Source organism: Paralimibaculum aggregatum (genome assembly GCF_030270585.1).
Taxonomy (GTDB): domain Bacteria; phylum Pseudomonadota; class Alphaproteobacteria; order Rhodobacterales; family Rhodobacteraceae; genus Thermohalobaculum; species Thermohalobaculum aggregatum.
In genome coordinates, this window is sequence record NZ_BSYI01000005.1 from 15460 (window position 1) to 32918 (window position 17459).

General features: G+C 72.8%; 15 protein-coding genes. 6 read left to right on the top strand and 9 right to left on the bottom strand.

The window, feature by feature from the left end; translation table 11 throughout:
- Positions 1-39 precede the first annotated feature (39 nt).
- Together QSJ97_RS04215 and QSJ97_RS04220 are read left to right on the top strand one after the other, a co-directional pair.
- On the top strand, positions 40-729 hold the full coding sequence (locus tag QSJ97_RS04215) for a GNAT family N-acetyltransferase (RefSeq protein ID WP_285670508.1): 690 nt from the start codon (positions 40-42) through the stop codon (positions 727-729).
- Positions 726-1310, top strand: coding sequence for a nitroreductase family protein (locus QSJ97_RS04220; protein ID WP_285670365.1), 585 nt, complete (start codon positions 726-728; stop codon positions 1308-1310). The genes QSJ97_RS04215 and QSJ97_RS04220 overlap by 4 nt, the downstream gene beginning before the upstream one ends.
- A gap of 112 nt (positions 1311-1422) precedes the next feature.
- On the opposite strand, the gene QSJ97_RS04225 is transcribed toward QSJ97_RS04220, so the two are convergent.
- From QSJ97_RS04225 to dnaE, 4 genes are all read right to left on the bottom strand, one after another.
- On the bottom strand, positions 1423-1695 hold the full coding sequence (locus QSJ97_RS04225) for a DUF1467 family protein (RefSeq protein WP_285670366.1): 273 nt from the start codon (positions 1693-1695) through the stop codon (positions 1423-1425).
- Between the two features lies 1 nt (position 1696).
- Positions 1697-2101 carry a methylmalonyl-CoA epimerase gene (gene mce / locus QSJ97_RS04230; RefSeq protein WP_285670367.1) on the bottom strand — a complete coding sequence of 135 codons (405 nt, stop codon included), beginning with the start codon at positions 2099-2101 and terminating at the stop codon, positions 1697-1699.
- Positions 2102-2220: 119 nt separating this feature from the next.
- Entirely contained in the window at positions 2221-2514 is a 294-nt protein-coding gene (locus tag QSJ97_RS04235) for a hypothetical protein (protein WP_285670368.1), read from the bottom strand.
- 281 nt (positions 2515-2795) lie between these two features.
- Positions 2796-6239 (bottom strand): DNA polymerase III subunit alpha, encoded by a 3444-nt coding sequence (gene dnaE / locus QSJ97_RS04240; protein WP_285670369.1) that lies wholly within the window; start codon positions 6237-6239, stop codon positions 2796-2798.
- Positions 6240-6380: 141 nt separating this feature from the next.
- On the opposite strand from dnaE, the gene QSJ97_RS04245 reads away from it, so the two are divergent.
- The 4 genes from QSJ97_RS04245 to QSJ97_RS04260 all read left to right on the top strand — a co-directional run bounded on the left by QSJ97_RS04245 (position 6381) and on the right by QSJ97_RS04260 (position 9444).
- Positions 6381-7361, top strand: a complete 981-nt coding sequence (locus QSJ97_RS04245) for a class I SAM-dependent methyltransferase (protein ID WP_285670370.1) — start codon at positions 6381-6383, stop codon at positions 7359-7361.
- Between the two features lie 91 nt (positions 7362-7452).
- A complete protein-coding gene (gene speB / locus QSJ97_RS04250; RefSeq protein WP_285670371.1) occupies positions 7453-8412 on the top strand; it encodes an agmatinase in 960 nt (319 codons plus the stop codon).
- On the top strand, positions 8409-8912 hold the full coding sequence (locus QSJ97_RS04255; protein ID WP_285670372.1) for a hypothetical protein: 504 nt from the start codon (positions 8409-8411) through the stop codon (positions 8910-8912). The genes speB and QSJ97_RS04255 overlap by 4 nt, the downstream gene beginning before the upstream one ends.
- A 91-nt stretch (positions 8913-9003) precedes the next feature.
- Positions 9004-9444: a globin domain-containing protein gene (locus QSJ97_RS04260; protein ID WP_285670373.1), complete on the top strand. Its 441-nt coding sequence runs from the start codon at positions 9004-9006 to the stop codon at positions 9442-9444.
- Here QSJ97_RS04260 and QSJ97_RS04265 read toward each other — a convergent pair.
- The 5 genes from QSJ97_RS04265 to QSJ97_RS04285 all read right to left on the bottom strand — a co-directional run bounded on the left by QSJ97_RS04265 (position 9381) and on the right by QSJ97_RS04285 (position 17420).
- The gene (locus tag QSJ97_RS04265) at positions 9381-11132 is read right to left on the bottom strand and encodes a PAS domain-containing hybrid sensor histidine kinase/response regulator (RefSeq protein WP_285670374.1); all 1752 of its coding nucleotides are present in this window, start codon (positions 11130-11132) and stop codon (positions 9381-9383) included. The genes QSJ97_RS04260 and QSJ97_RS04265 overlap by 64 nt on opposite strands.
- Before the next feature lie 104 nt (positions 11133-11236).
- Positions 11237-11917, bottom strand: a complete 681-nt coding sequence (locus QSJ97_RS04270; RefSeq protein WP_285670375.1) for an ABC transporter ATP-binding protein — start codon at positions 11915-11917, stop codon at positions 11237-11239.
- Positions 11910-13172 carry a lipoprotein-releasing ABC transporter permease subunit gene (locus tag QSJ97_RS04275; RefSeq protein WP_285670376.1) on the bottom strand — a complete coding sequence of 421 codons (1263 nt, stop codon included), beginning with the start codon at positions 13170-13172 and terminating at the stop codon, positions 11910-11912. Before QSJ97_RS04275 ends, QSJ97_RS04270 begins: the two co-directional genes overlap by 8 nt.
- A gap of 40 nt (positions 13173-13212) precedes the next feature.
- Positions 13213-14553: a proline--tRNA ligase gene (proS, locus tag QSJ97_RS04280; protein WP_285670377.1), complete on the bottom strand. Its 1341-nt coding sequence runs from the start codon at positions 14551-14553 to the stop codon at positions 13213-13215.
- A 1298-nt stretch (positions 14554-15851) separates the two neighbouring features.
- Positions 15852-17420, bottom strand: a complete 1569-nt coding sequence (locus tag QSJ97_RS04285; protein ID WP_285670378.1) for a Ppx/GppA phosphatase family protein — start codon at positions 17418-17420, stop codon at positions 15852-15854.
- Positions 17421-17459 lie beyond the last annotated feature (39 nt).

Here is a 17459-nt window from a genome sequence, read left to right on the forward strand (position 1 = left end):
GGGGCCGAGAGCCGCTTCGGCCAGCCGCTCGGCGCCCCGGTGCCGGGCTGGACGGTGCCGCCGCCGCCGAGCCGCGAGACCATGACCGGCCGCTTCGTGCGCCTCGAGCCGCTCTCGCTCGACCATGCGGCGGCGCTCCATGCCGCCAATCGCGAGGATGCCGCGGGCCGGATCTGGGACTATCTCCCCTATGGCCCCTATGCCGATGCCGACAGCTACCGCGCCTGGGTGCGCGAGGTCGCGCGCCAGCCCGATCCGCTGTTCTTCGCGCTCTGCGTCGGGGGCGAGCCGCTCGGCGTCGCGAGCTTTCTGCGCATCGCGCCGGCGGCCGGCTCGATCGAGCTCGGCCATATCAACCTCTCGCCCCGGCTGCAGCGCACCCCGGCCGCCACCGAGGCCTTCTCGATGATGATCGCCTGGGCCTTCCGCCACGGCTATCGCCGCTTCGAGTGGAAGTGCAACGCCGCCAATCGCGGCTCGCGGCGCGCGGCGCAGCGGCTCGGCCTCTCCTATGAGGGCGTGTTCCGCCAGGCCACGATCTCCAAGGGCTGCAACCGCGACACCGCCTGGTTCGCCGCGATCGACAGCGAATGGCCGGCGCTCGAGGCCGCCCATGCCGCCTGGCTGGCGCCGGGGAACTTCGACGCCGATGGCCGCCAGCGCCAGAGCCTCTCGACGCTGACCGCCCCCCTCCTCGCCCGTTTCGACCCAGCCCTGGCCGATCTATGACCGAACCGCTGACGCACCGCCCCGAGGTCGTCGCCTTCCTGGCGACGCGCCGCTCCCGCCCGGCCAAGACGCTGACCGAGGCGGCGCCCGATGCGGCGACGCTGGAGGAGATCCTGCGCCTCGCCTCGCGCTGCCCCGATCACGGCAAGCTGGTGCCCTGGCGCTTTGCGGTGATGGGGCCGGAGACCCGCGCCGCCGCCGCGGCCTGCGCGGTCGAGCGGCTGGCGGCGCGCGGCGAGCCGGAAGCGGCGCAGCAGAAGGCGGCGGCGCAGTTCGCCCAGGGCGGCGTGGTGGTCGCGGTGCTCTCGGCGCTGCAGGAGAGCCCGAAGATCCCCGCCTGGGAGCAGGCGCTGGCGGCCGGCGCGGTCTGCCTCGGCGCGGTCAATGCCGCGCTCGCCCTCGGCTGGGGGGCGAACTGGCTGACCGGCCCGCTGGCGCATGACGAAAGCTTCCTCGCGCAGGTGCTGGGCGCGGCGCCGGGCGAGACCGTCGCGGGCTTTATCCACATCGGCGGCGAGAGCGTGGTGCCGCCGGATCGCGACCGGCCCGACATCGCCGCGATCACGCGGCATCTGCCCTGACCGGCGCGGCAGGCGGGCGCTCATTCGCGCCAGGCCCCGGCCGGGCGCAACTCATGGTGGTAGCTGCAGCGCAAGACACCCGATTTCGTGGTGCCGCGCCGGGCCTGCCCGATCAGCGCAGCGAGGGCGGCGTGGCCCAGCTCACATCCTCGAGGCTGATGAGCCGGAACTCGATAATCACCACCAGGATGGCGAAGACGCAGGTTGCCCACAGAGTTGTCCACAGGGCCTTGCGGCGCAGCATCGGGTCCACCGGGGCGCTCGCGGGGGTGCCGGGGACGACATTGCCGTCCTCCGCCTGGCTCTTCTGCCAGAGCGGGTTGATGATCAGGAAGGTCACCATCCAGCAGACGGCATAGAACACCAGCCCCGAGGTGAACGACATCTCAGACCTCCTCGAGCTCGACCAGCGTGCCGTTGAAATCCTTCGGATGCAGGAACAGCACCGGCTTGCCATGCGCGCCGATCTTCGGCTCGCCGCTGCCGAGCACCCGGGCGCCGCCGGCCAGCAGCCGGTCGCGCGCGGCGCGGATATCCGCCACCTCGTAGCAGATGTGGTGGATGCCGCCGGCCGGCGCCTTGGCCAGGAAGCCGGCGATCGGGCTGTCCGCGCCGAGCGGTTCGAGCAGCTCGACCTTGGTGTTGGGCAGCTCGATGAAGACCACCGTCACGCCGTGGTCGGGCTCGGCCTGCGGGGCCGAGACCGTCGCCCCCAGCGTGTCGCGATAGAGCGCCGTCGCGGCCGCGAGATCCGGCACCGCGATGGCGACATGGTTGAGGCGTCCGATCATCCCGTGTCTCCTTTGCGTCGCAGGCAGGCTAGTCATCGGCGGGGGCGGGACAAGCCCCGCCCGGCGCTTTCGTGGCCGGGCGGGCGTTTTGCCTCAGCTTCGTCGGGCCGGCGCCGGGCTCAGCGGTCGACGCCGTGGCGCCCGGTCAGCCCGTAGGAGCCGCCATAGGCATTGCCGAACTCGCCGTTGTCGACGCGGCCGGTTCCGCCGATGCCGAAGCCGATCTCGGCGCCGAACAGGCTGCCGAACGCCGTCGGCCGGGCGCTCGAGGTCACCTGCGGGGCGTCGTCGGCCTCCGCGGCGAGGGCGGCGCGCAGGCGCTCCTGGCTCTGGCCGACGGCGTTCTCGGCGGAGGCGCTGCCGGCGGCGGCGGCGAGGGCCAGGGCGGCGATGCTGGTGAACAGGGTCTTCATCTCGGTATCCTCCTTCTGTGCCCGGCAGGCCGGGCCTCCTGGAAATCGGGGCGGAGGGGACGGCGCCGTGCGCCCTGCCCGTCCGATGGCAGGCAGATGGGCAGCCGGGCGGCCCGGCACAAACACGGATGCTTCACAACAGCGTTGCGGTTTCGGCAAGCCTCGGCCCCTTGCGCGCCGCCTGCCCGTCCCGGGGCGGGGGGCCGCGGAACGCCGGCACCCGGCGCAGCGCCGGCCGGGCGGGTGGGGCCTCGGGACGGGCAGGCGCGGCGCAGCCGTGCTCAGACCTCCTCGACATGCAGCACGCCCGGCGCCGCCTTCAGCGCGCCGCGCACCTCGGGGCTCACCGGCCAGCGCCCGGGCAGCGCGACGATCACCTCCTCGGCGCGCTCGGGCAGCGCCAGCACCAGCTCCACCGGCCCCTCGGCGCGGCGCCGGCCGATCTTCGCCGCGGTGTCGAGCCGGCTGCGGATCGAGGCGAAGGCGCCGGGCTCGGCGACATGCACGCGCAGCCCCGCCGGCGCCGCATCGGCCACCGCGTCGTCGATCGCCCGGGCCTCGCGCAGCATCAGCCGCGGCGCGTCGCCCTCGGCATCGGCCTCCACCGTCAGCACCAGGTTGGCGCCGACCACCAGCAGCGCCTCATGCGCCGCCAGCACGTCGGAGAAGGCCATCACCTCGTAGCCGCCGGTGCGGTCGGACATCTGCAGATAGGCGAAGCGCGTGCCGCGGGCCGACTTGCGGTTCTGGATCGAGGCCAGCGTGCCGGCGATCTTGCCGCGCCCGCCGCTGCGCGCCCGCCCGGCGAGGAACTCGGGATAGGTGGCGATGCCGGAGCGGCGCAGCGGCCCCTCGTAATCGTCGAGCGGATGGCCCGAGAGATAGAAGCCGACCGCCGCCAGCTCCTCGCCGAGGCGCTCGTTCGGCGTCCAGTCCTCCCTCGCCGGCAGCCGCGGCGCCGGCAGCGCCTCGCCGCCGCCAAACAGCCCGCCCTGGGCCGAGCTGCGATCGGCATGGGCGGCGGCGGAATACTCCACCAGCCGGTCGAGGCCGGCGAAGGCACGCGCCCGGTTCGGCTCCAGCGCATCGAAGGCGCCGGCCCGCGCCAGCATCTCCAGCGCCCGCTTGCCGACCGCCTTGAGATCCACCCGGGCGGCGAAATCGGCGAGGTCGGCAAAGCGCCCGCCGGCCTCGCGCGCTTCGACGATCAGCCGCATCGCCTCGATGCCGACCCCCTTGAGCGCGCCGAGCGCGTAGAGGATGCGCCCCTCGCGCACGGTGAAGCGCGCGCGCGAGCGCTGCACGCAGGGCGCCAGCACCTCGATCCCGCTGCGCCGGCATTCCTGCACGAAGACGTTGAGCTTGTCGGTCAGGTGGATGTCGAGGTTCATGGTCGCCGCCATGAACTCCACCGGGTGGTTCGCCTTCAGCCAGGCGGTCTGGTAGCTGACCACCGCATAGGCCGCGGCGTGCGACTTGTTGAAGCCGTAATTGGCGAACTTTTCCAGCAGGTTCCAGACCTCGAGCGCCTTGGCCTCCTTGACGCCGTTCTCCGCCGCGCCCTTCAGGAACTTGGGCCGCTCGGCATCCATCGCCTCCTTGATCTTCTTGCCCATGGCGCGGCGCAGCAGGTCGGCGCCGCCGAGCGAGTAGCCCGCCATCTTCCGGGCGATCTCCATCACCTGCTCCTGGTAGACGATGATGCCCTGGGTCTCGTCGAGGATCGGGTCGATCAGCGGGTGGATGCCGGCGCGCGCCTCGCGGCCGTTCTTGACGTTGCAATAGGTCGGGATGTTCTCCATCGGGCCGGGGCGGTAGAGCGCCACCAGCGCCACGATGTCCTCGATGCAGGTCGGGCGCAGCTGGCGCAGCGCGTCGCGCATGCCGGCGCTCTCCACCTGGAACACCCCCACCGTGTCGGCGCGGGAATAGAGCTCGTAGGTCGCGGCATCGTCGAGCGGGATGCGCTCGGGGTCGACCTCGACATCGCGCAGCTTCAGCAGGTCGACCGCGTTCTGGATCACCGTCAGCGTCTTCAGCCCGAGGAAGTCGAACTTCACGAGGCCGGCCGGCTCGACCCATTTCATGTTGTACTGGGTCGCCGGCATGTCGGATTTCGGGTCCTGGTAGAGCGGCACCAGCTCGACCAGCGGCCGGTCGCCGATCACCACGCCGGCGGCATGGGTCGAGGCGTTGCGGTAGAGCCCCTCGATCTTCTCGGCGATGTCGAGCAGCTGCGCCACGGTCTCCGACTTGCGCGCCTCCTCCTCGAGCCGCGGCTCGTCCACCCGCGCCTTGCCGATCGAGACCGGCTTCACCCCCTCCACCGGGATCAGCTTGGAGAGCCGGTCGCCCACGGCGAAGGGCAGCTGCAGCACCCGCGCCACGTCGCGCACCGCCGCCTTGGAGAGCAGCGCGCCGAAGGTGATGATCTGCGCCACCCTGTCGCGGCCGTATTTCTCCTGCACGTAGTGGATCACCTCCTCGCGGCGGTCCTGGCAGAAGTCGATGTCGAAATCCGGCATCGAGACGCGCTCGGGGTTGAGGAAGCGCTCGAACAGCAGGCCATAGCGCAGCGGGTCGAGATCGGTGATGGTCAGCGCATAGGCGACCAGCGAGCCGGCGCCCGAGCCGCGGCCGGGGCCGACCGGGATGTCCTGCTCCTTGGCCCACTTGATGAAATCGGCGACGATCAGGAAATAGCCCGGAAAGCCCATCTTCTCGATGATGCCGAGCTCGAAGTCGAGCCGCGCCTCGTAGTCCGCGACCGGCGCGGCATGGGGTATCACCGCGAGCCGCGCGGCGAGCCCCTCGCGGGCCTGGCGGCGCAGCTCGTCGACCTCGTCATCGGCAAATCGCGGCAGGATCGGCGGATGCGTGCGCGGGCGGAAGGCGCAGCGCCGGGCGATCTCGAGCGTGTTGTCGAGCGCCTCGGGCAGGTCGTCGAAGCGCGCGGCCATCTCCTCGGCGCTGGCGAAGCGGTATTCCGGGGTCAGCATCTGCCGGGTCGGGTCGTTCACCGCGCGGCCCTCGCCGATGCAGCGCAGCGCGTCATGGGCGGTGAACATCTCCGGCTTGTCGAACATCACGAGACAGGTCGCGACGATCGGCAGCCCCTTGCCATAGGCGATGTCGAGCAGCCCCGGCTCGGCCGCGGCCTCCTCGGGGGTGGCGCGGGCGCCGTCGCTGCCATGGCGGTGCAGCTCGACATAGAGCCGGTCCGGGAAGGCGGCGGCGAGGCGCTCGGCCAGCGCCGCGGCCGGGCCGGTCTTGCCGGCGCCGGCGAGCTGGCCGAGCGCCCCCTCGGCGCCGCCGGTCAGGCAGATCAGCCCCTCCGCGGCGGCCTCCAGCCGCTCCAGCGTCACATGCGGCGGCGCGCCGCGGTCGGTCTCGAGAAACGCCGCCGAGGTCAGCGCCATCAGGTTGCGCCAGCCCGCCGCGTCCTGCGCATAGAGCGCGAGCGGCGCGCGCGGGCCGAAGCGCTCCCCCGGCGCCGGCGCGGCATGCGCGACCGAGAGCGTCAGCCCCATCACCGGCTGGATCCCGGCCTTCGCGCAGGCCTCGGAAAACTCCAGCGCGCCGAAGAGGTTGCCCGAATCGGCCAGGCCCAGCGCCGGCATCCCCGCCGCGGCGGCGAGCTTCGGCAGGGCCTTCACATGGATCGCGCCTTCCAGCAGCGAATAGGCGGAGCGGGTGCGCAGGTGCAGGAATCGGGGGAGGCTCATGGCCCGAGACTATGCCGCCCCCCCTGCCCGGCCAAGCCTCGAGGCGCCGGCCTGCCGCGACGTTGCGCGGCGCGCTGCCCTTGCGGCAGGCCGCGCCATCGCGCACTCTCCGGGCAATGCGGGGCCAGCCGGAGCCGCCCGATGCTGACGCGTGACGCCGTGATCGACGCCTATCGCCTGCTGCTCGGCCGCGCGCCCGAGAGCGAGGCGGCGATCGCGCATCACCAGGCCCTCGGCACGCCGGAGCGCCTCGCCGAGACAATCCTGCGCAGCGAGGAGTTCGCCCGCCGCTTCCGCGCGCTGACCGGGGCGCGCGCCGCGAGCCCGATCGCCGAGGTGCTGCCGCCGATGGGGAGCATCGCGCTGACCGAGGACCCGGAGGCGCTCGCCGCCATGCTGGCCGAGACCGCCGAGACCTGGCGCCGCCTCGGCGAGGCGCGCCCGCACCACTCGGTGATGGGCCACCCGGACTACCTGCCCGAGCGCGTCGCCGCGGATGCCGCCGGGGCCGAGGCCGCCTTCGCCGCCACCGGCGAGGACGAGCTGGCGCTGCTCGATGCCGCCCTCGCGCGCTTCCCCGAGCCGGAGCGGCTGACCGCCGGGCTCTGCCTCGAGATCGGCTGCGGCATCTGCCGGATGACCCTGCCGCTCGCCGCGCGCTTCGCCCGGGTGCTGGGCATCGATGTCTCGCCCAGCCATCTCGAGATCGCCGGCGCCGTGCTGGCCCGCGCCGGGGCCGGCAATGTCGCGCTGCGCCGGCTCACCGGGCTGGCCGATTACGCGGCGCTGCCAGAGGCGCAGTTCGTCTATTCGCGCTATGTGCTGCACCACAACGCGCCGCCGGTGCAGCGCGCCATGCTGCGCGCCATGCTCGGCCGGCTCGCCCCCGGCGGCGGCGCCATGGTGCAGACCGTCACCTCGATCGAGGGCTATGCCTTCGACACCGCCCGCCATCTCGCCGAGGGCGGCCGGGTGCAGGAGACCCATGCGCTGCCGCAGCGGGCGATCTTCGCGCTGATCGCCGAACTTGGCCTCCGCCTCGTCGAGGTGCAGCGCGACGACACCGCCGCCGACCAGCCCTGGCTGCGCTCCTTCGTGTTTCTCGTCGAGGCCCCCGGCTGAGCGCGGACAGATTGCCGCCACCGCCCTGCCGCAGCCTTGCCGCCGGCGGATCGCTGGCGCAGCATGGCGCCGCAAAACGGAGGGCCATTTGATGACCGACAGCACCGACAATCTGAACTACACCGATCCGCAGCAGCGCCCGCGCTATACCGGCCTCGCGACCTTCTTCCGCCTGCCCTACCGCGAGGATTTCGAGGCCGATCCGCCGGAGATCGGCATTGTCGGGGTGCCCTATGACGGCGGCGTCACCAACCGCCCCGGCTCGCGCCACGGGCCGCGCGAGGTGCGCAACATGTCCTCCTTCCTGCGGCGCGAGAACCAGGCCACCGGAGCCAAGCCCTTCGAGGCGAAGGTGGCGGATATCGGCGATGCCTGGGTCACCAGGCCCTATGCCCTCGAGGGCGCGCACCAGGAGATCGAGGCGCATTTCGCCCGCATCCATGCCGCCGGCATCCGGCCGCTCTCCTGCGGCGGCGACCATTCGGTCAGCCTGCCGATCCTGCGCGGCATTGCCGGCGGCGGGCCGCTCGCGATGATCCATATCGACGCCCATTGCGACACCGGCGACGGCTACATGGGCAGCCGCTTCCACCACGGCGCGCCGTTCAAGGTGGCGGTCGACGAGGGGCTGCTCGACCCCCGGCGCGTGGTGCAGATCGGCATCCGCGGCTCGGTGCATTCGCAGGAGATGTGGGCCTTCTCCTATGCCTCGGGCATGCGGGTGATGCAGATCGAGGAGGTCGAGGAGCGCGGCTGGCGCGCCTGCATGGAGGAGGCGCTCGGCATCGTCGGCGAGACCCCCTGCTATGTCAGCTTCGACATCGACGCGCTCGACCCGGTCTATGCCCCGGGCACCGGCACCCCGGAGGCCGGCGGGCTGACCATGCGCGAGGCCCAGGGCATGGTGCGGATGCTGGCCGGGCTCGACATCCGCGGCGCCGATCTGGTGGAGGTCGCGCCGCCCTTCGACACCGCGCAGATGACGGCGCTGAACGGCGCGACGATCATGTACGAGCTGCTCTGCGCGATGACCGCCGGGCGCGCGGGGTGAGCCCGGCGGGCGGTGCCGGCGGTCCGGACGGGCTGGGCGGTGCCGGCGGGCCGGGCGCGGCGGGCGCGGCGCCGGGCTGGCCGGACGACCCGCGCGCCGCCGCGGCGGCGGCGATCGCGGCGCTGCACGATCTCATCGCGCGCTGGTTCCGCGGCGAGGCGGCGGCGGCAGACTTCGCCGGGCTCGAGCAGGCGCTCGATGCCGGGCTCGAATGCGTGATGCCGGCCGGCGTCGTGGCGCCGCGCGATGCGCTGCTCGGCGGGCTCCGCAAGGGCCACGGCGCCAACCCGGATTTCCGCATCGAGATCCGCGAGGTGCGCCTGCTCGGGGCCTGGCCGGCGGCGGGGCTGATCCTGGCGGGCTATGTCGAGGCGCAGTTCGGCGCGCGCAACACCGTACCGGCGGACAATCTGCGCCGCTCCACCGCGCTGCTCGCGCTGCGCGGCGGGCGGCTGGTGTTCCGGCACCTGCACGAGACCGCCCTGCCCGGCCCGGCCTGAACCCGGCCGGCGCCTTGCGCTGGATCATGGCGGGCCCCTGCCGCGCATGCGAGCAAGGGGCCCGGACCGCGACTGGCAGAGGAGGCCCGGCATGCAGTTCACCGATGACGAGATCGACCGCCTGCGCACGAGTTTCGACCGGCTGCGCCAGACCATGGCGAGCCAGGACCCGTTCGGCCGGGTGTTCTACGACCGGCTGTTCGCGAAGCTGCCGGAGGCGCGCGGGCTGTTCCGCGACGACCTCGCCGAGCAGGGGATGCGCTTTCTCACCACGCTCGGGGTGATCGTCAACACGCTCGACGACCCGGCGGAGTTCGAGCGCACGCTCGAGGCGCTGGGCGCCGGCCACCGGGCCTATGGCGTGACCGCCGCGGCCTATGCGCCGATGGGCGCGGCGCTGCGCGAGACCATGGCGGACTGGCTCGGCGACCGCTACGACGCCGAGACCGATGCCGCCTGGGCCAGGGCCTATGCCGCGGTGTCGGAGCGCATGCTCGCGGCGGCGCCCGCCGGGCCGGCCGCCCCCGCCTGATCTCCGGCCTGATCCGCCGCCTGATTTCCGGGCGGGTCCGCGCCCGCCGCGCCGCCGCATGGTGCGGCGCGCGACAGCAGGTGCCGGCGCAGCATCCGCCGGAGCGAGCGCAGGGTGAAGGGCTTGCCGAGATGGTCGGTCATGCCGGCCCGGCGGCAGGCCTCGAGATCCTCGGCCATCACGTTCGCGGTGAGCGCGACGATCGGCAGATCGGCCGGCATCTGCGTGTCGGCCCGGATCCGCCGGGTTGCCGAGAGCCCGTCGAGCAGCGGCATCTGCACGTCCATCAGCACGAGGTCGTAGCCCCAGCCGGCGCAGCGCTCGAGCGCCTCCTCGCCATTGGTCACCAGGTCGAACTCGCAGCCGAGCGCGCGCAGCATGCCGCCCACCACCTCGCGGTTGCCGGGATTGTCCTCCGCCACCAGCACGCGGAACTCGGCCAGGTCGCTGTCCTCCGGCCCGGCGTGCTGGGTGCTGCGGGCGATCGGCATCTCGGCCGGGCGCAGCGGAATCCGGCAGGTGAAGGTGCTGCCCGCGCCGAGGCTGCTCTCGACCGCGATCTCGCCGCCCATCAGGTCGAGCAGCTCGCGCACGATGGAGAGGCCGAGCCCCGGCCCCGGCTGGCTGCGCACCCGCTCGTGCTCGGCCCGGTGGAAGCGCTCGAAGATCCTCGGCTGGTCCTCCGGCGCGATGCCGATGCCGGTGTCGGTGATGCCGAGCTCGAGGGTCAGCCTGTCGTCCTCGGTCGGATGGTCGGCGCAGTTGACCACCACGTCGATGCGCCCGGCCTCGGTGAACTTTATCGCGTTGCCGATCAGGTTGTAGATGATCTGGGTGATCCGGTCCGGGTCGCCCTTGAGGCTGCGGCAGGCCGAGGGCCGGATGCGCGAGACGAATTCCAGCCCGCGCGCCTCAGCCCGGCTGCTCATGATCGAGAGCGCGGCGTTGAACACCATCTCGCCCTCGAAGGCGCGCTCCACCAGCTTCAGCGTGCGCTGGTGCAGCTGCGACAGGTCGAGCACGCCGTCGACGATCGCCAGCAGCGACTGGCAGCACTGCCGCGCCATCGCGAGGTTGCGGTGCTGGGCATCGTCGAGCCGGGTCTGGTTGAGCAGGTCGAGCATGCCGGTGATGCCGGCCAGCGGGGTGCGGATCTCGTGCGACATGTAGGTGAGGAACTCGGTCTTCACCCGCGCCGCGCCCTCGGCCTCGGCGCGCGCCGCCTCGGCCTCGGCCAGCGCCCGCTCCAGCGCCGCCTCGGTCTCCTTCAGGGCGGTGACGTCGGTATGCGCGCCGAGCATCCGGATCGGCCGGCCCGCCTCGTCGCGAATCATCATGCCGCGGCAGCGGATCCAGACCGTGTGGCCGTCGCGGTGGCGATAGCGCACCACCTGGTCGTAGGGATGCGCGGGGTCGTCGCGATGGCGCTCGAAATTGGCGATCACCGCGGCCAGGTCATCCGGGTGGATGTTTGCCTGCCACCATTCGGTGCCATGCGCCATCTCGTGCTCGGCATAGCCGAACATCTCCTTGAACCGCGGGCTCAGCCACTCCTCCGCGGGGTTCTCGATGTCCCAGAACCAGAGGCCGTCGAGGCAGCCGCGCTCGAGAAACTCGAAGATCGCCGGATCGGTGCGGATCCGTTCGGCGAGCTCCTGCGCCAGGGGATGCGGGTCGGCATACGGCATGGCTGTCCTCGAAACACTCTCAACCAACGATGCCGCGAGGGTAACCACGCGCAGGATAACATTGCGTTACCGAACCGGGGGCCCGGGCCGGGCGTGCCGCAACGTCAGGCGGTGCGCACCCGGCCCTGGTCCAGCGTCACCACCCGGTCCATGCGCGCCGCCAGCGCGTGGTTGTGGGTGGCGATCAGCGCCGCGAGGCCGGTGCCGCGCACCACCTCGAGCATCGCGCCGAAGACCCGCTCGGAGGTCTCCGGGTCGAGGTTGCCGGTGGGCTCGTCGGCCAGCAGCAGGCGCGGCCGGTTGGCCAGCGCGCGGCACACCGCGACGCGCTGCTGCTCGCCGCCGGAGAGCTCCGCCGGGCGGTGCCGCGCCCGCTCCGAGAGCCCGACCCGGCCGAGCAGCTCGCGCGCCCGCCCGAGCGCCGCGCCGCGGCCCGCCCCGGCCGCCATCTGCGGCAGCGCGATGTTCTCCTCGGCCGAGAACTCCGGCAGCAGGTGGTGGAACTGGTAGACGAAGCCGATCAGGTCGCGCCGCGCCGCGGTGCGGGTGGCATCGTCGAGCCCGGTGAGCGCGCGCCCGCCGATCGAGACGGTGCCGCCGGTCGGGGTGTCGAGCAGCCCGGCGATCTGCAGCAGGGTCGACTTGCCGGCGCCGGAGGGCGCGACCAGCGCCACCACCTCGCCCGGCTCGACCGCGAGATCGATGCCGCGCAGCACCTCGATGCGCCGCGGCCCCTGCACGAAGACCCGGGTGATGCCCTCCAGCGCCAGCGCCCGCTCACTCATAGCGCAGCGCCTCCACCGGATCGAGCCGCGCCGCCCGCCAGGCCGGGTACCAGGTGGCGAGGAAGGAGAGGCCGAGCGCGATCACCACGGTGAACACCACGTCGCCGGTCTGCATCTCCGCCGGCACGCGGGTCAGGAAGCGCACCTCCGGGTCCCAGACGCTGCCGCCGGAGAGCCGCTCGACCAGCCCCTGGATCTCCTGGATGTTGGCGGTGAAGACCACCCCGAGCAGCAGCCCGAGCGCGGTGCCGACCACCCCGATCGAGGCGCCGCAGATGAAGAAGACGCGCAGGATCGCCCCCCGCGTCAGCCCCATGGTGCGCAGGATGCCGATGTCGCGCCCCTTCTCCTTCACCAGCATGATCAGCCCCGAGATGATGTTGAGCGCCGCCACCAGGATGATCAGCGTCAGGATCAGGAACATCACGTTGCGCTCGACCTTGAGCGCGGCGAGGAAGGCGCCGTTGGAGCGCTGCCAGTTCCAGAGATAGCCGTAGGAGCGGGTGACCGGCATGATCGCCTTGCCGATCTCCTCCACCGCGTCCGGGTCGTCCACCATGATCTCGATGGCATCGACCCGCTCGCGGATGCGGAAATACTTCTGCGCATCCGCCAGCGGCATGAAGATGAAGGCGTTGTCGTACTGGCTCATGCCGATGCGGAAGATGTAGGTGACCTCGCGGCGCCAGACCCGGGGCGTGGTGCCGCCGGGGGTGGAGAGCCCGCGCGGATAGATCAGCGTCAGCTCGTCGCCGATGCCGACGCGCAGCTTGTCGGCCAGCCCCTGGCCGATGGCGATGCCCTCGGAGAAGCGCCCGATGTCGCCGATGGCGAACTCCGGCTCGGCGACGCCCGGCAGGGTCCTGAGGTCCTCCGGGCTGAGCGCGCGCAGCAGCGCGCCCTGGTTGCCGGCCTCGGAGGCCGCCATCAGCTGGCGCTCGATGGTCGGCGCGGCGCGGATCACCCGCGGCTGCGCCTTCAGCCGGTCGGCCAGTCCCTGGAAATCCCGCACCCCCTCGCCGGTGGTCGAGATCACGCTGATATGCGGCTGCGCGCCGAGGATGCGGTTGACCAGCTCGGCGCGGAACCCGTTCATCACGCTCATCACGATGATCAGCGTGGCGACGCCGAGCATGATGCCGACGAGGGAGAACCCGGCGATCACCGAGATCGCCCCCTCGCGCCGCCGGGCGCGCAGATAGCGCCCCGCCAGCAGCCATTCGAGGCGGGAGAACGGCCCGGCGCCGGCGCTCATCGCCGGCGCCCGGCGCGGGGGGCGGGCCGGGCGCGCATGCTCAGAGCCCCCGGTAGATCTCGGCGAGCCGGGCGATGGCGTCCTCGGGCGCCAGCTCGACGCTCTCGCCGCTGCGCCGCGAGGTCAGCTCGACCACGCCCTGCTTGAGCCCGCGCGGGCCGACGGTGATGCGCCAGGGCAGGCCGATCAGCTCCATGGTGGCGAACTTGGCGCCGGCGCGCTCGGAGCGGTCGTCGTAGAGCGTCTCGAGCCCGGCAGCGGCGAGCTTGCCATAGATGTCCTCGCAGGCGGCATCGGTCGCGGCATCGCCCTGCTTGAGGTTGACGAGCCCGGCCTGGAACGGGGTCACGCTCTCCGGCCAGATGATGCCCTTGTCGTCGTGGCTGGCCTCGATCAGCGCGCCGGCGAGGCGGCTGACGCCGATGCCGTAGCTGCCGGAATGGATCGGCGCGCGCTCGCCGTCCGGGCCGGTGACCAGCGCCTGCATCGGCTCGGAATACTTGGTGCCGAAATAGAAGATGTGGCCGACCTCGATGCCGCGCGCCTCGACCCGCTCGCCCGCCGCCACCTCGGCCTCGAACACCGCCTGGTCGTGGGTGTCGTCGGTGCGGGCATAGCCGCTGGTCCAGTCGTCGAAGATCGCCTGCACCTCGGCGGGGTCGTCGAAGTTGACCGCGCGGTCGCCGAGGCTGAGATCGGCCATGCGCTTCTCGACGAAGACGCCCGATTCGCCGGTCTCGGCCAGCACCAGGAACTCGTGCGCGTAGTCGCCGCCGATCGGGCCCGATTCGGCGCGCATCGGCACCGCCTTCAGCCCCATCCGCTCGAAGGTGCGCAGATAGGCCACGAGGAACTTGCGGTAGCTCTGCAGCGCCGTCTCGCGGTCGACGTCGAAGGAATAGGCGTCCTTCATCAGGAACTCGCGGCCGCGCATCACGCCGAAGCGCGGGCGCACCTCGTCGCGGAACTTCCACTGGATGTGGTAGAGCAGCTTCGGCAGGTCGCGATACGAGCCCACCGAGGCGCGCACGATCTCGGTGATCTGCTCCTCGTTGGTCGGCCCGTAGAGCATGTCGCGCTCGTGCCGGTCGCGGATCCGCAGCATCTCCGGGCCATAGGCGTCGTAGCGGCCGCTCTCGCGCCAGAGATCGGCGGGCTGGATGGTCGGCATCAGCAGCGGCACGGCGCCCATGCGCTCCTGCTCCTCGTGCACGATCTGCTCGATTCGCCGCAGCACCTTGTAGCCGAGCGGCAGCCAGGAATAGATCCCGGCAGAGGACTGACGGATCATCCCCGCCCGCAGCATCAGCCGGTGCGAGACGATCTGCGCCTCGGCCGGCGTCTCCTTCAGCACGGGCAGGAAATAGCGGGTCAGTCGCATCGCTCACCTCTGGCTTGATCAGCGCCGGGGCCCCGGCCATACGCGCCCTTCCTGTAGGAGCAAAGCCCCCGCGGCGCAAGCATCCGGCACCGCGCGGGGCCCCGCGTCGGTACTGTGCGGGCACCCTTCCGGCACTGCGCCGGGGCAGCAGACAAATTCCGTGCCGGCGCGGCGGGTCGCCTGTTGTCAGGCATGAGTCGCGATGGTAAACTCATCTTGCCAGGGTGGTGACAACGGCACGCAAACGAGTTATCCACGCCACGCAGAGAGGCGCCAAAGCGCCCAAGCCCGGCCAGCATATCGGCCCCGGGCCCGGTCTAGGGGAGAAGGCGGCCCGCTCTTGGCGGGCCGTACTCATTTGCGGCCCCGGAACGCCGCCCGACAAGTCCAGACAAGCAGACATGCCCGATCCGCCCGGCCATGTCGCACGGGCGCCCACCCATCACGCGCGCCCATCCGCCCCGGCAGCCCATCCGGCCCGGCCATCCGGCGCGGCAGCCCATCCGGCGCGGCCATCCACCCCGGCAGCCCATCCGGCGCGCCCATCCTGGCCCGCCCAACCATCCGGTCCGCCGGCCCATCCGGCTCGCCCATCCCGGCTCGCCCAACCATCCGGTCCGCCGATCCGGCGCGACGGCCCATCCGGCGCGCCCAACCATCCGGTCCGGCCATCCGGCCAGACGACCCATCCGGCTCGCCCATCCTGGCTCGTCCAACCATCCGGCGCATCCTTCTGGCCCGGCAGCCCATCCGGTTCGGCCATCCGGCGCCGCCATCCGGCGCGGCCCTCCGGCCCGCCTAGCCATCCGGCGCGGCCATCTGGCCCGGACATCCATCTGCCTGACGGCCCATCCCGTGCGGCCATCCGGTGCGCCCAACCGTCCGGCGCGGCCATCCGGTTCGGCCATCCGGCACGGCGGCTTGCTCGGCCCCGTCATCCGGCCCGCCTAACCATCCGGCGCGCCCACCTGACCCGGCCATCCATCCGGCGCGCCGATCCGGCCCGTTGGCCCATCCCGTGCGGCCATCCGGTCCGGCAGCCCATTCGGTTCGGCCATCCGGTGCGCCCAACCGTCCCGGCAGTCCATCCGGCCCCGTCATCCGGCGCGGCCCTCCGGCCCGCCTAGCCGTCCGGCGCGGCCACCTGGCCCGGCCATCCATCCGGCGCGCCGATCCGGCGCGGCGGCCCTTCCCGTGCGGCCATCCGCCCCGACAGCACATCCGGTACGGCCATCCGGCGCGGCCAATCGGCCCGGCAGCCCATCCGGTTCGGCCGTCCGGCAGGCCGTCCGGCGCGCTCAGCTGTCGGAGGTGTCGGTGAGCTGCCAGTCGAGATCCATGGCGCGGGCCAGCGCGGCGACGCGCTTCTCGACCTCCTCGCCGGAGAACGGCAGCGCCGGCCCGCTCAGCGTGAGCACCAGCCGCCCGTCCTGCCGCCGCGCCGGGCAATAGGCCAGCACGCCGGTGCCCGAGCCCGCCAGCACGCCGCCGAGGCGCATCGCGAGGCCGAGCTGGGTGGCGCGGGCCTGCTCGGCCGGCGAGAGCAGCGCCACCGCCTCGGTGCGCTCGGCGGCCTTGCGCAGGCTCTTGTAGCGCGACACCAGCGCCAGCCCGAGAAACGCCCGCCCGGCATGGCCGAGATCGGTGAGGTTGATCCGCGTCACGGTCTCCCAGCAGGCCACCGCGCGATAGTCGGGATGGGTGCGCCAGTTGACATCCGCCAGCAGCGCCGCCGCCCGGATCAGCCGGTCCTCGCGCGCATCCGCCGGCTCGAGCAGATCGGCCAGCCAGGTGCCGAGCTCCTCGCCGAAGCCGGGGATCCGGGCGCGCCGGCGTTCCTGCTCGCGCGCGCCGGCGAGCAGCGCATCCTCGTCGCGCAGCCCGGCGGCGAGGTTCTCGAGGCAGACCCCCTCGCGCAGGCCGAAGCCGGAGACCTGCACCCAGGCCGGGTCGAGCGACCGGACCAGCGCGCCGAGCAGCCGCCCCGAGACCGCCATGTGCTGCGCCCGGCCGCTGCCGATGCCGGTGATCGCCGCCAGCCGGTCGGTGCGCTGGTGCTGCACCCATTCGGCGAGCCCGAGCGCGGTGTCGGCGCTGAGGCGGTATTCGTGCAGCACCTTCAGCGGGTAATGCGTGCGGTGCATCTGCGCCCGCGCCAGCGCCCGGAAGGCGCCGCCGACGAGATAGAGCGTGCCGCCGGAGACCCGGTAGCTGTCGGCCACGGTGGCGAGGTAGCGGTCGATCTCGGCGCCGATGGCGGCGCCGCGCCGGGCCCGCGCCTTGAGCCGCAGCGGCCCGAGCGGCGTGGTCAGCCCGCGCTCGGCATGGCCGCCGGCGAGCCAGCAGAACTCCAGCGAGGCGCCGCCGAGATCGGCCACCACGCCCTCGGCCCCCGGGTTGCCGAAGAGCACGCCGCGGGCCGCCAGCTCGGCCTCCTCGGAGCCGCTGACGACGCGCAGCCGGATGCCGCTGCGCCGCGCCACCTCCTCGACGAAATCCGGCCCGTCCGCCGCCTCGCGCACGGCGGCGGTGGCGATGCCGGCCAGCGCCCCGACCCGCAGCTGCGGCGCCAGCGCGGTGAAGCGCGACAGCGCCCGCAGCGCCCGCCGCGCGCCCTCGGGCGCGAGCCGCCCGGTGCGGTCGAGCTCGGAGCCGAGGCCGCAGAGCACCTTCTCGTTGTAGAGCACCGCCGGGGTCCGGCAGGGCCCGTCGAACACCACCATGCGCACCGAGTTGGAGCCGACATCGATCACCCCGATGCGGTCCGACCGGGCATCCGGCTGGGCAAAGCTCGGCGGCTCGCCGCGGAAGAATTCGCCCTGCCCCTCGCGCATCCGAAGACCCCCCACCGGTCCCGCCTCACCCATCGGTCTCGTCCACTGGCTGCGCCCTCCCCCCGGTCGCGG